Origin of the sequence: Paraburkholderia sediminicola, from assembly GCF_046030555.1 — a bacterium.
GTDB classification, from domain to species: Bacteria; Pseudomonadota; Gammaproteobacteria; order Burkholderiales; family Burkholderiaceae; genus Paraburkholderia; species Paraburkholderia sediminicola_E.
In genome coordinates this window covers 87,314-100,539 of the sequence record NZ_JAQQCH010000002.1, presented here as the reverse complement: position 1 = coordinate 100,539, position 13,226 = coordinate 87,314, and the positions used below count along the sequence as shown (strand labels likewise).

The window sequence follows — 13,226 nt, the reverse complement described above, 5'->3', positions numbered from 1 at the left end:
TGACGCCCCTGAGGCAACTCGCACTCCCCAACCACGAGGCAGACAACGTGACGATCGAAGACACCAGACAGCGTTTCCGCGACGCCATGGCGTGCCTGCCCGCCGCCGTCAACGTCATCACCACGGATGGCCCAGGCGGTCGCTGCGGCATCACAGCGAGCGCCGTGTGCTCGGTGACGGACTCGCCGCCGACCATGCTCGTCTGTATCAATCAGGCCAGCTATGTCCACGACGTACTGCATCGCAACCGCAACGTGTGCATCAATGTGCTCGCCGCCGGGTACCAGGATCTCGCGCGTGATTTTGCCGGCATGACGGCGTGTTCGATGGACGAGCGGTTCGGACGACATGCATGGGCGAGCGGACACACTTCGGTGCCCGTTCTCTCGGATGCGATTGCCAGTCTGGAAGGCGAAATCGTCGACATCAAGACGGTCGGCTCGCACTCCGTCATGTTCGCGCAGATCCGGCATATTGCGCTGCGATCCGATGGTGACGGGCTGATCTATTTCGGGCGGCAGTTCCATCGCCTGACGCGGCCGGCAGCGGCAACGCCATCCGTTAGCACGCATACGGCGAGGTAAACATGGAGGTCTGCTTGTTTCTTCTCGCCCACTGCGATGACACGGACAAAGCGCAACCGTCTATCGACCCGTCGTTGCTCGAAGCGGCATCGCGTGAAATAGAAGGGCTTGCCCCAGGGCTGACGCGTTTCGTGATCCATCTCCCTACGGCGTCGCCGAATGGCGACCCTCTGTCGAAGCCCCCTGCTTCGGGCCCCTGCTGCGCATTGCAATGGTATTTCGACGATCTCGGTTTGCTCGAAACAGCGCTGCAAACCAACGGCGCGATGCACGGGATCGTTGATCGCATAACGCACGCTGCCAAAGTCAATCTCACGTTCGCACAGCAAGTCATGGCGGTCAGGCCATTCGCCACACCGAATCCAGGCGGCGCCGGCCATCGCGCTGAACGATGCACCTATCTCGTCAGCTACGAAGGCGAAGCGGAAGATTTCAACGCATGGCTGACGCACTACCTCACCCATCATCCGCCGCTGATGGCGCAACTGCCCGGTATTCGCGAGCTGGAAATCTATACGCGACTCGAATACCGATCCGGCCTGAGTATTCCGCGCGCCACCGCCATGCAGCGCAACAAGGTCGTCTTCGACAATCCCGAAGCACTCGCCGCGGCGCTGGCGTCGCCGATCCGCGCACACATGAAACAGGATTTCAACGCATTTCCGCCGTACAGCGGACCCACCCCGCATTTCCCTATGCGCAGCATTTACGGTAATCTGAAACCGACATAAACGCCCCTCATTGCCGCGATCCGAACGTCATGACCAAGTCGCACCCCGGCATTACGGATTTGAATCTGCTGCGCGTGTTTCTGGCCATCTCCGATCTGCGCAGTCTGACCGCCGCGGGTGAGCGCCTCGGACTCACGCAACCAGCGGTCAGCCATGCGCTGCGCCGTTTGCGTGTCTTGTTCGACGACCCCCTCTTCGTTCGAACGCCCACCGGCATGGTCCCGACCGACGCGGCTTTGCGCTTGCATGCGCCCCTCACACAGGCGTTTGGGATCATCAACGTAGCGGTCCAGCAACTCGCGAAATTCGACCCCGCCACCGCGCAACGTGTATTCCACGTTTCCATGTCGGACATGTCGGAGTTCTATTTTTTGCCCCCCCTTCTCACGATGCTCGAGCAGAACGCGCGTGGCATTCGCATCGAGATCGCGAACTTCCCCGTCGACTCGGTCAGCGCCGCCATGCGCAGCGGCAAGATCGATCTGGCGCTCGGCTACGTGCCGGGCCTTGATCCGGGCTGCGTGAGCAGGACCCTCTTTGTCGACGAACATGTCTGCGTGGTGCGGGCAGGCCACCCGCTACGCAAACAGAAGCCGACCAAGGAAGACCTCGCAGGCTTGCGCTACGTCTACGCCAGCACAAACGCAACCGGGCACAGGATGGTCGAGCAATGGCTGGAAGAACTGAATCTGCGCCGGGATATCGTATTGCGCCTGCCCCATTTCGTGGTGGCGCCCGAAATCGTTCAACATACCGATCTCGCCGTCATTTTCCCCAGGAGCATCGCGCAGCGCTTTAACCGCAACAAGGCCTTTCGCATCCTTCCGTTGCCGTTCTCCCTGCCGCCCATCGAAATTCAGGTCCATTCGCACTCGCAATTCTCGGCGGACCCGGGCATTGCATGGCTCCTCGATGCGATTTACACCATGTTCCATCAGCCGTCAGTCGGTACAGAGACGAGAGGTCTATGAATCCTGGGGCGTTACAGTGCGTATGTTGTTCGATGCAGCGTGGCGGTCAGGCTTCAGTGTTATGGATGAAATACGGCGGCACGTCCGGTCCCCACAAATACAGCGAGTCTTCAGGCGGAAAATCGCCGGCCGGCCAGACATGGCCCTCGGTCACGAAATCGATGTCCGCGGAAAATTCGGAGAACGAACCCCACGGGTCCATCACGTAGTGGAAGTAGTTCGAACCGAGCACATGGCGGCCCGTCCCCCAGCCGCGCGTGTAACCCGCGGCCGCCATTTGCGACGAGCCGGCGCCGACTTCATCGATACCGTCGACATCCCATGCGACGTGATGCCAGCCCTTCGCGCTGCTCTTCGCAAACGCGACGAGATGATGATCGCTGCCGTGCACACCGTGCATGAAGGCGATGATGTCGGCCGAACGGTCGGATAGACGCAGGCCTAACGCGCGCTGATAGAAATCGGTTGCACGCAGCGTATCCGGCGTGAACAGCAGCACGTGGCTCATGCGCCGCGGCCTCACGATATGCGCCTGCGAACGCGGATGCGAGCCGCGGTGATCGGCATCGATTTCAGCGCGGCCAAATGGCGTTTTTTGGGCCGGCGTGGTTTTCGGTCCGACGCCGACGTGAATCAGATTGCCGTCGGGATCGACGAACCACAGACCGTTATCCGTATGTTGCCGCCCTTCAGCAAGCGCCGCGGCGTCAGCACCGACACGGCCGCCCGCTTCGCGCACCTGGCGCTCCAGCGTATCGAGATCGCCTTCGAAGCAATTGAAGCTGAGATACGCGAGCGATTTGTTCGCGGCGGGGAGAATACGCGCCCAACGGTGTTCGTCCTGGGCGCGCAACTCCAGTTGCGTATCGGGGCCCTCGCCGATGTCGCGCACGTCGAGACCGAACGCGCCGTAGAAATGCCGCGCGTCAGCGATCGAAGGCACGTTCAGCGCGAAATGATCGATTGAATGAACGGCGGCGCGGCGCGTGGATGCATCCTCGCTCATCTCTGTCTCCAGCGAGATAGTGCCCAACTCCCCAGCTCCTGGCGCGGCACCGGTAGCGGCCTCCAGGGACCGAGCGACGGCGCCGCGCGATGAACCACCCGGGCGCGTCAGCCGCGCGCGAGTTCCTGCACGATCGGATTACGCAGCGGCATGAATCCGTCAACGCTGACTTCGCACACGTCACCTGGCTTCATCAGCAGCTTCGGCTCACGTGCCCAGCCAATGCCCGATGGCGTGCCGGTCACGATGATGTCGCCCGCTTCGAGCGTGATCGCTTCGCTGATCGTGGAGATCAGCGTTTCGATGTCGAACACCATGGTGTCGGTCGAGGCGGACTGCACGACTTCGCTGTTCAGGCGCGTTTCCAGTTGCAACCCACGCGCGCCGTGCGGCACTTCATCCGGCGTGACGAGTTCGGGACCGAAAGCACCGGTGCCGTCGAAGTTCTTGCCCACCGTCCATTGCGGCGTCTTGAACTGATAGTCGCGCACGGAGCCGTCATTGAAAAGCGCGTAGCCCGCAACGTGCGAGAGTGCGTCCGCCTTCGCGATATGACGGCCACCGCTTTTCAGCACGACAGCTAGCTCGCCTTCGTAATCGAGCGCATCGGACACGTTCGGACGCACGATCGGTTCGTTATGCGCCACCAGGCTCGTGTTCACGCGCAGGAACAGCGTGGGGTAGTCCGGCTGTTCGTATTTGCTCTCCTGCGTGTGGTCGCTGTAGTTCAGACCCACACAGATCACCTTGCCTGAGCGCGTGAGCGGCGGCAGAAACTTCAACGCCGCCACGGACCGCTCGCCACTGACTTCAGCGCCGGCCGCGTAGGACACGAGATCGACGCCTCTTGCCAGCAGGTCGTCGAGCGACGCCGGGCCCAGCACTTTCACCTTACCGTCTTTCAGCAGACCCAGCTTGCGCTGACCCTCTTCTTCAAACTGCACGAATCGCATTTCGTCCTCCTCCCATGTTGAGAACGATCTTAACGAAAAAATATATATAAAACAACTTTAAATATTTTTTATTGTCGACGCACGCAACGCTTCGGCGACCAGTCGCGCGGTTGTGCCGAAGTGATCCGCGAGCAGCGAACCCGCCAGTTCGACGTCATGCGACAGCACCGCCTCGACAATCGCCTCGTGCTCGGCGGCGACATTGCGGTCGTGCCCATGCGGCGCGGTAGCCGACAGATGCCGGTAACGCGCGGTCTGATCGCGCAGCATGGTTGCGAACTGCGTCAGCCAGGGCGACTGGCAGCCGGCGATCAGCGTTTCGTGGAACCGGTTATGGGCAATTTCCCACTCTGGATTGAGCCGGTCGGGGTCGGCTGGGTCGTAGACAGGCAGGCGCTGCAGCAGATGATGCGCAGCCAGCAGTTCGCCCTCCCAGCGCGCATCCCGGCGGCGGATCGCCCGTGTGATCGCCAGCCGCTCGATGTCCTGGCGCGTCTGCGTGATGTCTTCCAGCTCGTCCAGCGAGACCTCGGCGACGCGAAAGCCTTTCTGGTCGATCGCCACGACAAAACCGCTCGCGCTCAGACGCGACAACGCCTCCCGCAATGGAATGGCGCCCACGTCATAGCGTTCGCCAAGCTCCCGCACACGCAGCTTGCTGCCCGGCTCCAGCAGACCGGCGATGATGTCGCGCCGTAGCAGGGTTTCCAGCGCGGAAGCTATCGTGCGGCCCGAGCCGTCGTCGAGTACTGCTGTCGCGTCGCTCATGGCCGCGTCCTCAATCTGATGGAAGTGATATAAATGCCAATTTTATATATATTTTTTGATTTTACCAGCTTCATCGCCGAGCAACTGCAGTGGCATCGCGACTTCCTCCCCGGCGCGTGGGCATTGCATCGTCCGCGGCACAACCCGCTATCCTTTGGCTACCGAAGATCAGGAAAAAAATGGATATGAATCTCAGGGCGTTACAGTGCTTCGTGATTCTGGCAGAGGAGCTCAATTTCAGCCGCGCCGCCGAACGCCTGCATATCGCGCAGCCCGCGCTCAGCCAGCAGATCCGTTCGCTCGAAGAACGGCTCGGCACGCAACTGGTCGATCGGGCGCGGCGCCCACTGAGTCTGACCGAGGCCGGCCACTATCTCTGCACAGAGGCGCGTCAGATACTGGGTTCGTTGGAACAGGCGAGCCTGGTGGCGCAGGAGATCGGCGTCGGCCGGCGCGGCTGGCTCAGCATCGGCTTCACGCGCTCGGCGATGTACAGCATCCTGCCGCCCGCGCTCAAGGCGTTTCACCACGCGTTCCCACAGGTCGAACTCAAACTCTTCGAGCTGCTCACCGAGGAGCAAACCGACGCGTTGCGCGACATGCGCATTCACATCGGCATCGGGCGGCAGCCGCTGGCGATTGATGGCTGCACGTCCTATCCGCTGCTGCACGAGCGCGTCATGGTCGCGCTCGAACCGGGCCATCCGCTTGCAGCGCACAAAACCGTGCGGATTGCCGATCTCGCCGATACGCCCTTGATTCTGTATCCGAAGCACCAGAACGCACAGTTCAAACGCTCGGTGCAGACGCTCTATCGCGATGCGGGCGTGACACCGGTAGTCGCTCACCAGGCCTACGAAATTCAAACCGCGATCGCGCTCGTGGCGGCGGGCCTGGGCGTCACGCTCATCGGCGAATCGGTTGCGCGGCACGGACGCACCGACGTCGTGTTCCGCCACCTCTCCGGTCCCGGTTCCTCGTACCGGTCGACGCTCGCGGCCACCTTTCGCACCGACGACGCTTCACCGCATCTACGTGCTTTCCTGACCTGCCTCCCCGCTCCGCTTGCTGACGCCGCACTATAAGTAAAAACCTATACAAGCATAAGCAAGCGGTCTTGGACTCTCCGTCCGCGCATTCTTATCATGAAGTTCTTTGCTTCAGCCCCGCCCGTTCATGAGCGTATCAGCCCATGCAGACACGCGTGGCGGCCCCTGAAATCCGGCCGCCAATCGCGCGGCCAACGGACACAGCTGGCATTCGATCCGGCAGGCCGATCATAAGAACGCAGCCACGGCTCCGGCCGTCGCCGCAAGGTAGGAGACAGCATGACCTCATTCGATGAAGCCGCAACCATGCGCAAGGTGTACGGGCGATTAATGCCCCTGCTCTTTGCGATGATGTTCTTCAATTATCTGGACCGGATCAACATCGGTTTCGCCGCGCTGGACATGAACAAGGAGCTGGGTTTCAGTCCGGCCGTGTTTGGTTTCGCGGGCAGCATTTTCTTCTTCGGCTACATGTTGCTGGAAGTGCCGAGCAACCTCTTGCTGCATCGGGTCGGCGCGCGCCGCTGGATCGCGCGCATTCTGCTGACGTGGGGCGCGGTCGCGGCAGCCACCGCCTTCGTGTTCAACGATTCGAGCTTCTATGTTTTGCGCTTTCTGCTGGGCGTGATGGAAGCGGGCTTTCTGCCGGGCGTGGCGGTCTATCTGACCAAATGGTTTCCGGAGCGCTACCGGGCTCGTGCGGTGGGCGGCTACATCATCGCGGGATCGTTTTCCGCGGTGCTGGGCGGTCCGATCTCGACGACGTTGATGACCTACGCGAACGGCGTACTCGGTTTGCAGGGATGGCAATGGATGTTCATCCTCGAAGGCGTCCCGGCGATGGCGCTCGGTCTCCTGACGCTGCGCATCATGACCGAACGTCCGGCCGACGCTAATTGGCTTTCCGACGACGAAAAGCGCTGGCTCGAATCGACGCTCGCCGCGGAACGCGAGGCGGTCGGCGGTAGTACCCATTTCCCGCTGCTGCGCGTGGCGAGCGACATCCGCGTATGGAGCCTCGCGTGCCTCTTCGGCTGCGCGTTGGTTGGCATTTATGGTCTGTTCCTGTGGCTGCCGCAGATCGTCAAGAGTCTCGGCCATCTGAGCAATATCGAGGTCGGCTTTCTGTCCGCCGCGCCGCCGTTGCTCGGCGTGCTGGGCACCTTCCTGATCAGCCGCAGCTCTGACCGCACCGGCGACCGCAAGAAACACCTCGCCTTCGTGTACGGCATGAGCGCACTGGCGATTGCCGGTAGTGCCTACGCGCCGAACCCCGTGATCGCCTATGCACTGCTGTGTCTGACAGGGTTGTTCATCTATGCGGGCAACCCGCTGTTCTGGAGCCTCGCGTCATCGTTCAGAACCGGTGCCGCGGGCGCCGCGACCATCGCGTTGATTAACACCATTGCGCAGTTCGGCGGACTGGTCGGCCCCTGGAGCATCGGGTTGGTACGCAATGCGACTGGCAACTTCAAGCTGGCCTTGCTGACGATCGCGGCGTTTCTGGTGGTCGCGACGATCATCGCACTGGTGATGCGCGTCACGCCGGCTGACGATGAAGCCGCGCCGCTCGCGACCGGCGACGCTGCCCCGCGCGGCTGAAAACCGCTTGAAAACCGCAACGCACGAAATAGCGAATGCACAACGCGGCCCCACAGGCACACGCAAGCACAGGTAAGCACAGGTAAGCACAGGTAAGCACAGGTAAGCACTCTCAAGGATACCCAACGGGTTCATACCATGATCATCGATTGCCACGGTCACTACACCACTTCGCCGAAGCAGCACGAGGCTTGGCGCGCGCAGCAGATCGCCGCGCTGAAGGACGGCGGCTCGCCGCCGCCGCGCCCCGTCATTACCGACGACGAAATTCGCGAAAGCATCGAAACCGGCCAGATTCGCATCCAGCGTGAACGCGGCACCGACCTCACGATCTTTTCGCCGCGCGCCGCCGGCATGGGACACCACCTCGCCCCCGCCGATGCCAATGCGGTCTGGTCGAGCGCATCCAACGACCTCATCCATCGCGTGGTTTCGCTGTTCCCCCGTAACTTTGTCGGCGTGTGCCAGTTACCGCAGGCACCCGGCGCAGCGCCGGCCCATTGCATCGCCGAATTGCGGCGATGCGTGGAAGAGCTGGGATTCGTCGGCTGCAATCTGAATCCGGATCCTTCCGGCGGCCACTGGTCGGGACTGCCGCTCACGGACCGCTCGTGGTATCCGCTGTATGAAGCGATGGTGGAACTCGACGTGCCGGCAATGATCCACGTGTCCTCTTCGTGCAATCCGAATTTTCATGCGACGGGCGCGCACTACATCAACGGCGACACCTCCGCGTTCATGCAACTGCTGCAAGGCGATCTGTTCGCCGACTTCCCGACCCTGCGCTTCATCATTCCGCATGGCGGCGGCGCGGTGCCCTATCACTGGGGGCGCTATCGCGGGCTCGCGCAGGACATGAAGCGGCCGCTGCTCAGCGAATACCTGATGAAGAACGTGTTCTTCGATACCTGCGTGTATCACCAGCCCGGCGCCGAACTGCTCGCCAAAGTCATTCCGGTCGAAAACATCCTGTTCGCGTCGGAAACCATCGGCGCGGTTCAGGGTATCGATCCGGAAACCGGTCACTACTACGACGACACGCGACGCTACATCGACGCGATCGAATGGCTCAGCGACGCGGACCGTCGGCGTATTTACGAAGACAACGCCCGCGCGGTGTATCCGCTGCTGTCCCGTCAACTCGAGCAACAATTCGCCACCCAAGGGGCAACGTTATGAATTCCGCTACGAATCCCATCGGCTGGCGCGAACACGAATCCGCGCCTCAGGCCAACCCGGCAACGCTCGACACATTGCGTGAACTGGCGGTTTCGCTGCTCAGCGACAACATGGCGCGCGCAAGCGGCATGGTCGGCTTGCGGCCCTATCATCTGCCCAAGCCGATGGCCGGCACCGCGGTCACGGTGCATACCCGCCCCGGCGACAATCTCGCGATCCATCGCGCGTTCGACTTTTGCCGGCCTGGCGATGTGCTCGTGATCGACGGCGCCGGAGATCTGACGCAAGCGCTGATGGGTGAGATCATGGCCACCTTCGCGGAGAGCCTGGGCGTGCAGGGTCTCGTCATCGACGGTGCGATCCGCGATGTCGGCGCGCTACGTCAGCGCGATTTTCCGGTGTACGCGCGTGGTGTGACGCACCGTGGGCCTTACAAAAACGGGCCTGGCGAGATCAACGTGCCGGTTACGGTCGGCGGAATGGTGGTTCATCCGGGGGATATCATCGTTGGCGATGAAGACGGTTTGCTTGCGATCTCGCCCGCTGACGTGGACGCGGTGATCGAAGGCGCACGCCGGCAGCATGCGAAGGAAACAGCGGCGTTGAAGTCGATCGCCAATGGGAGTTTCGACCGTTCGTGGGTCGTGCCTCATCGCGACCGGATGATGAACAACTGACTTCACGCGCGGCGCCGCAGCGTGCATGATGGTGCTGGTTCGCTGCGTACCATGAGTCGCGGCGAATCAGCCATCATCGTCCCAACCCGCAGGAAACATGTACCCCATGGCGGAATATCTGAACGCTGCAACGCTCCTTGAACTCGCGCAACGCGCGGAACAGCACGACGTCGCACCATGCACGTGTACGAAAACATCACTGGACGGCTGGCTTTCGCAACCGCTTTCTCTCGATGAAACGCAGTTGAAGGAAATCGGCACGCTTGCACCGGACGACGATCCTGAACCCACGTTCAGCGAGTATCTGCCGGGCAAAACGACCTACTGGTCGGCCGGCGCACCTATCGCGCCACATTACTTCCCGTACAACCGCTGTACCGTCTGGCAGTGCTCGCTGTGCAGCCGTCTTTATCTGCGATACACGGAAGGGGGTGGCTACTTCGTCGATCGCAGGATTCGCGCTTTACAGTCGGCGTTGATCGAGGACGTTCCGCTTCCTGAGTAAAGCGCCTGTCTAGTGCCCGGGCTTCAGCGCCGCATACGTCCCCGGTGTAATCCCATAGGCCCGCTTGAAAAGTCGGTTGAGATGGCTTTGATCGTAAAAGCCGACAGCCGCGGCGGCCGTCGCCGCGCTATGCCCCGTCGCGAGCAGCCGTTTTGCCGCGAGCAGCCGCAACTGTGTTGCATAGGCATGCGGCGGCAGCCCAAACTCCTTGCAGAAGGCACGCGTAAGGTAGTAGCGGCTCAGCCCCACCAGTTCCGCCAGTTCGTCGACCGGGATATCGCGCGCATAGTTGGTGGCGACGTACTCACGCACTTGCGCCATCTTGCGGGCTTCGGGCCGCGCTTCGCCGAGTTCGAGCCTCGATTGCCCATATCGTCCGACCAGCATTCCCATCGCGGCCCACCAGTTCGCCTGCCGCTCCATCAGCGAAACCGAACCGTGTTCGTCGAGGCTCGCATGCGCCTTGACCAGCAGACCGGCAAGGTGCGCATCCTGATAGAGCCCTGGCGGGATCAGAAGCGGTTTGTCGGGACGCGAGTCGGGTGAAAACACAGCACCCAGCGCACCCAGACCCTCCATGTCGAGATAGATGGCGCGATAAATCCATTCGCGGCCTTCCCACACTTCGCCGCTGTGATACTCACCCGGTCCGAACACGAGCACGCTGCCAGGCCCGGCAACGTCGCTGCCGGTGCGCGTATGACATTGGCCCGCACCGGTTTGCGTCATGACGATAACGAGTTCGTCGTGCAGATGCCGGTCGAATTTGTGCTCGCCATAACGGGCACTCGCGAGACAGGCGCCGTCGAGCGCGCCGTCTCGCCAGCACACTACCTCCGGGCCATTTTTATCCGCTGTGTCCATGGGTCGCTCTCCCGGGATGCCCTTCAAACCAGCTCTATTCTGACCCGGCGATTGCGTCGCCCCTTGTTCTCGATCTTCACGATGCGGATCGGTCTCGATTGTGCCGTATTGGTCAGATGCGTGCCGCCGCAAGCCTGCCTGTCAAGGTCGCCGATTTCGACGATCCGCACCGTACCGTCGGATGTCGGCGGCGGCGCCACTGACAGGCTGCGGATCAAGCCCTGGGTCGACTTTGCTTCCGTTGCGCTCACGTAGTAGGTGCGCACGTCCATGGCGCTGCGGATCACTTCATTGACGGGCTCTTCCAGCAGACGCAACGCGTCGTTATCCGCTTCGGGCAGATCGAAGTCCATGCGGGCGGTTCCGTCGGCATTGATCTGCGCGCCGGTCACCAGGGCGCCGGCGAAGCGCTGATACACGAGGGCGTTCAGAATATGCGTAGCCGTATGAAGCTGTGCGACGGTGGTGCGCCGGGCCGCGTCGACGGCCACGTGCACGTTGCCGTTCAGTTCGAGCCGCTCATCGAGCAGATGCCATAGCATGCCGCCTTCCGGCGCGATGCCGGTAATGCGGACAGCGCCGTGCGCATGCGTCAGCGTCGCCGCGTCCGACACCTGACCTCCGCCGCCTGGGTGCAAGGCCGAGCGGCCCAGCACGACTGCGCCGGGCCGCGAGGCGATCACGCTCGTGTCGAACTCGAGCAAGTCCGGCTGCTCATGGCAAAGATAGTGCGGCACTTTGATGTCCTCGCATGAATTGACTGATTACGGCTAGCATAACCAGTCTCAGGCGAGGTCGTCTTGGTTAAAAATGCCCTTTAAGGCTGGGGCCGGATCACGGCCGCTGGCGGGCCTACTCATGCGCCACGCCTTCACTCGCCAACAGATTGGCCCGCATCCACGCCTCGAGATCTCCGACTTCAATGCCATGTTGCGCGTTGAACGTCCGCGCCTTGTCCCACGCCACGCCAGTTCCTTCGGCAAACACGAGCCGGTACTTCCTGATCGAATCGCCGGGTTGCTGGGCCAGTTCCCCGCTCAACTGCGGCACGCTCCACTGCACACGCTCGACCTTCAGGCCCAGCATCGCATCGACTGCGTCCGCCAATCGCCGATAGGTCACCGTGTCGCCCGCGACGTAAACAATCTGCGCGGCAATGCGCGGTTCAGCGAAGACGATCTCCGCCGTCAGCATGCCGATGTCGGCGGCGGTTGTCACGGTGACGGCGTTGTCCCAGCTTCCCAGTGCGTGCACCGTGTTTTGCTCCAGGTTCACTACGCCAAAAGACGGCTCAAACAGGAAGCTGGTGAACATGCCTGTCGACACGATCACCCACTCTGTCTGAGTTTGTGTGCGTAAGAGATCGCGCACGTCCAGTTGTTCGTCGAACAGATCCTGCGCGCTGCCCCGACCAATCACGTCGTAATCCACGCCGAATTGCCAGGGGAAATATCGCTTGACGCCGGCTTCGAGCACGGCACGGGCGATCTTGAGCTGCACGCCTTTGCCGCCGACAAAACCCGTGCAGGAGATGACGGTGTCGAAGCGTCGGAAAACAGCAGCGAGCGATGCTTCGGATTGGTCCGCCAGATCGCCCGGGACCAATTCGATGTTGAGTGCGCGCAGTTCGGCGACATCCTTCTGCTTGAGCGGATCGCTAGAAGCAATGGTCGACAGGCGCAGGAGAGCGGCGATCGAAACGCCCGGCCGCGAGGCAGCGTGGCGCGCAAGACTGCGCAGAACGGCCATGCCGAGTTCACCGGCGCCGAGGACGAGAATGGAATTTTTGTACGACATGAATAGGACCTTTTCGAAGCTTGAGAAATGTTGTCAGAAGCGTCCGCTTACGCGAGCCGCCGTCACGGCACGACACTTCGCAGTGGCTTGCGCTGGAGGTCAACCGGACGATCTGGAGTGTAGGTGCGCTATCTGAAGGAATATGGAGAACCCGAGACCGTGAGCGGGCTCAGTACCCACCGCGCGATCAATTACATATCGAATGCGACCGGCAGACCGCTAGACTGGCGCTTCAGCGTGGACGGCGAAACGCTCACCATGACCATGCAAAGCCGTTTCGCTGTCAATGAAACCGAAGCCTACCTGCAATGCGGCCTGGAAGGGTTGGGACTGATCCAGCTATCGGAGTTCGTAGCGTTGCCCTACCTGAAAACAGGCCGTCTGAAGGAGGTTCTGGCACACGCGAGATGCTCGCCGGTGCCCATTTCCCTTGTTTATCCACACGGCCGGCACGCAAGCGGTGCCACCCGAGCGTTTGTCGATTGGGTCGTGGAGATTTTCGAGCAAAATGACATCCGACGAGGTACTTAACCGGGATAC

15 protein-coding genes are annotated in these 13,226 nt (G+C 61.7%); 9 read left to right on the top strand and 6 right to left on the bottom strand.

What is annotated here, in order from left to right; all coding sequences use genetic code 11:
- Nucleotides 1-86 precede the first annotated feature (86 nt).
- From PQQ52_RS03680 to PQQ52_RS03670, 3 genes are read left to right on the top strand one after another with little or no spacing between them, the layout of a single operon-like run.
- The gene (locus tag PQQ52_RS03680; RefSeq protein WP_408207714.1) at nt 87-584 is read left to right on the top strand and encodes a flavin reductase; all 498 of its coding nucleotides are present in this window, start codon (nt 87-89) and stop codon (nt 582-584) included.
- A 2-nt stretch (nt 585-586) separates the two neighbouring features.
- The gene (locus tag PQQ52_RS03675) at nt 587-1,315 is read left to right on the top strand and encodes an EthD family reductase (protein WP_408206957.1); all 729 of its coding nucleotides are present in this window, start codon (nt 587-589) and stop codon (nt 1,313-1,315) included.
- A 29-nt stretch (nt 1,316-1,344) separates the two neighbouring features.
- Nucleotides 1,345-2,286, top strand: coding sequence for a LysR family transcriptional regulator (locus tag PQQ52_RS03670; RefSeq protein WP_408206955.1), 942 nt, complete (start codon nt 1,345-1,347; stop codon nt 2,284-2,286).
- Between the two features lie 46 nt (nt 2,287-2,332).
- On the opposite strand, the gene PQQ52_RS03665 is transcribed toward PQQ52_RS03670, so the two are convergent.
- The 3 genes from PQQ52_RS03665 to PQQ52_RS03655 all read right to left on the bottom strand — a co-directional run bounded on the left by PQQ52_RS03665 (nt 2,333) and on the right by PQQ52_RS03655 (nt 5,013).
- Nucleotides 2,333-3,292 carry a VOC family protein gene (locus PQQ52_RS03665; protein ID WP_408206953.1) on the bottom strand — a complete coding sequence of 320 codons (960 nt, stop codon included), beginning with the start codon at nt 3,290-3,292 and terminating at the stop codon, nt 2,333-2,335.
- Between the two features lie 107 nt (nt 3,293-3,399).
- Entirely contained in the window at nt 3,400-4,245 is an 846-nt protein-coding gene (locus PQQ52_RS03660; RefSeq protein ID WP_408206951.1) for a fumarylacetoacetate hydrolase family protein, read from the bottom strand.
- A gap of 57 nt (nt 4,246-4,302) precedes the next feature.
- On the bottom strand, nt 4,303-5,013 hold the full coding sequence (locus PQQ52_RS03655) for an FCD domain-containing protein (protein ID WP_408206949.1): 711 nt from the start codon (nt 5,011-5,013) through the stop codon (nt 4,303-4,305).
- 185 nt (nt 5,014-5,198) lie between these two features.
- On the opposite strand from PQQ52_RS03655, the gene PQQ52_RS03650 reads away from it, so the two are divergent.
- The 5 genes from PQQ52_RS03650 to PQQ52_RS03630 all read left to right on the top strand — a co-directional run bounded on the left by PQQ52_RS03650 (nt 5,199) and on the right by PQQ52_RS03630 (nt 10,025).
- Nucleotides 5,199-6,098, top strand: coding sequence for a LysR family transcriptional regulator (locus tag PQQ52_RS03650; RefSeq protein WP_408207712.1), 900 nt, complete (start codon nt 5,199-5,201; stop codon nt 6,096-6,098).
- Between the two features lie 243 nt (nt 6,099-6,341).
- Nucleotides 6,342-7,664 carry an MFS transporter gene (locus PQQ52_RS03645; protein ID WP_408206947.1) on the top strand — a complete coding sequence of 441 codons (1,323 nt, stop codon included), beginning with the start codon at nt 6,342-6,344 and terminating at the stop codon, nt 7,662-7,664.
- 138 nt (nt 7,665-7,802) lie between these two features.
- On the top strand, nt 7,803-8,843 hold the full coding sequence (locus tag PQQ52_RS03640) for an amidohydrolase family protein (protein ID WP_408206946.1): 1,041 nt from the start codon (nt 7,803-7,805) through the stop codon (nt 8,841-8,843).
- Nucleotides 8,840-9,520: an RraA family protein gene (locus PQQ52_RS03635; RefSeq protein ID WP_408206945.1), complete on the top strand. Its 681-nt coding sequence runs from the start codon at nt 8,840-8,842 to the stop codon at nt 9,518-9,520. The genes PQQ52_RS03640 and PQQ52_RS03635 overlap by 4 nt, the downstream gene beginning before the upstream one ends.
- 106 nt (nt 9,521-9,626) lie before the next feature.
- Nucleotides 9,627-10,025: a hypothetical protein gene (locus PQQ52_RS03630; RefSeq protein WP_408206944.1), complete on the top strand. Its 399-nt coding sequence runs from the start codon at nt 9,627-9,629 to the stop codon at nt 10,023-10,025.
- A 9-nt stretch (nt 10,026-10,034) separates the two neighbouring features.
- Here PQQ52_RS03630 and PQQ52_RS03625 read toward each other — a convergent pair whose 3' ends face one another.
- The 3 genes from PQQ52_RS03625 to PQQ52_RS03615 form a co-directional block, all read right to left on the bottom strand.
- Complete coding sequence (locus PQQ52_RS03625) at nt 10,035-10,889, bottom strand: AraC family transcriptional regulator (RefSeq protein WP_408206942.1); 855 nt, start codon at nt 10,887-10,889, stop codon at nt 10,035-10,037.
- 23 nt (nt 10,890-10,912) lie between these two features.
- Nucleotides 10,913-11,626: an alanyl-tRNA editing protein gene (locus PQQ52_RS03620; RefSeq protein ID WP_408206940.1), complete on the bottom strand. Its 714-nt coding sequence runs from the start codon at nt 11,624-11,626 to the stop codon at nt 10,913-10,915.
- A gap of 115 nt (nt 11,627-11,741) precedes the next feature.
- Nucleotides 11,742-12,686, bottom strand: coding sequence for an aromatic alcohol reductase (locus PQQ52_RS03615; RefSeq protein ID WP_408206938.1), 945 nt, complete (start codon nt 12,684-12,686; stop codon nt 11,742-11,744).
- Between the two features lie 123 nt (nt 12,687-12,809).
- Here PQQ52_RS03615 and PQQ52_RS03610 point away from each other — a divergent pair, with 123 nt between their 5' ends.
- Complete coding sequence (locus PQQ52_RS03610; protein WP_408206936.1) at nt 12,810-13,217, top strand: LysR substrate-binding domain-containing protein; 408 nt, start codon at nt 12,810-12,812, stop codon at nt 13,215-13,217.
- The last annotated feature ends 9 nt before the right edge of the window (nt 13,218-13,226 follow it).

Coding starts and splice junctions, on each gene's coding strand:
- PQQ52_RS03680 (WP_408207714.1), top strand. CDS start 87: ATGGCGTGCCTGCCCGCCGCCGTCAACGTCATCACCACGGATGGCCCA.
- PQQ52_RS03675 (WP_408206957.1), top strand. CDS start 587: ATGGAGGTCTGCTTGTTTCTTCTCGCCCACTGCGATGACACGGACAAA.
- PQQ52_RS03670 (WP_408206955.1), top strand. CDS start 1,345: ATGACCAAGTCGCACCCCGGCATTACGGATTTGAATCTGCTGCGCGTG.
- PQQ52_RS03665 (WP_408206953.1), bottom strand. CDS start 3,292: ATGAGCGAGGATGCATCCACGCGCCGCGCCGCCGTTCATTCAATCGAT.
- PQQ52_RS03660 (WP_408206951.1), bottom strand. CDS start 4,245: ATGCGATTCGTGCAGTTTGAAGAAGAGGGTCAGCGCAAGCTGGGTCTG.
- PQQ52_RS03655 (WP_408206949.1), bottom strand. CDS start 5,013: ATGAGCGACGCGACAGCAGTACTCGACGACGGCTCGGGCCGCACGATA.
- PQQ52_RS03650 (WP_408207712.1), top strand. CDS start 5,199: ATGAATCTCAGGGCGTTACAGTGCTTCGTGATTCTGGCAGAGGAGCTC.
- PQQ52_RS03645 (WP_408206947.1), top strand. CDS start 6,342: ATGACCTCATTCGATGAAGCCGCAACCATGCGCAAGGTGTACGGGCGA.
- PQQ52_RS03640 (WP_408206946.1), top strand. CDS start 7,803: ATGATCATCGATTGCCACGGTCACTACACCACTTCGCCGAAGCAGCAC.
- PQQ52_RS03635 (WP_408206945.1), top strand. CDS start 8,840: ATGAATTCCGCTACGAATCCCATCGGCTGGCGCGAACACGAATCCGCG.
- PQQ52_RS03630 (WP_408206944.1), top strand. CDS start 9,627: ATGGCGGAATATCTGAACGCTGCAACGCTCCTTGAACTCGCGCAACGC.
- PQQ52_RS03625 (WP_408206942.1), bottom strand. CDS start 10,889: ATGGACACAGCGGATAAAAATGGCCCGGAGGTAGTGTGCTGGCGAGAC.
- PQQ52_RS03615 (WP_408206938.1), bottom strand. CDS start 12,686: ATGTCGTACAAAAATTCCATTCTCGTCCTCGGCGCCGGTGAACTCGGC.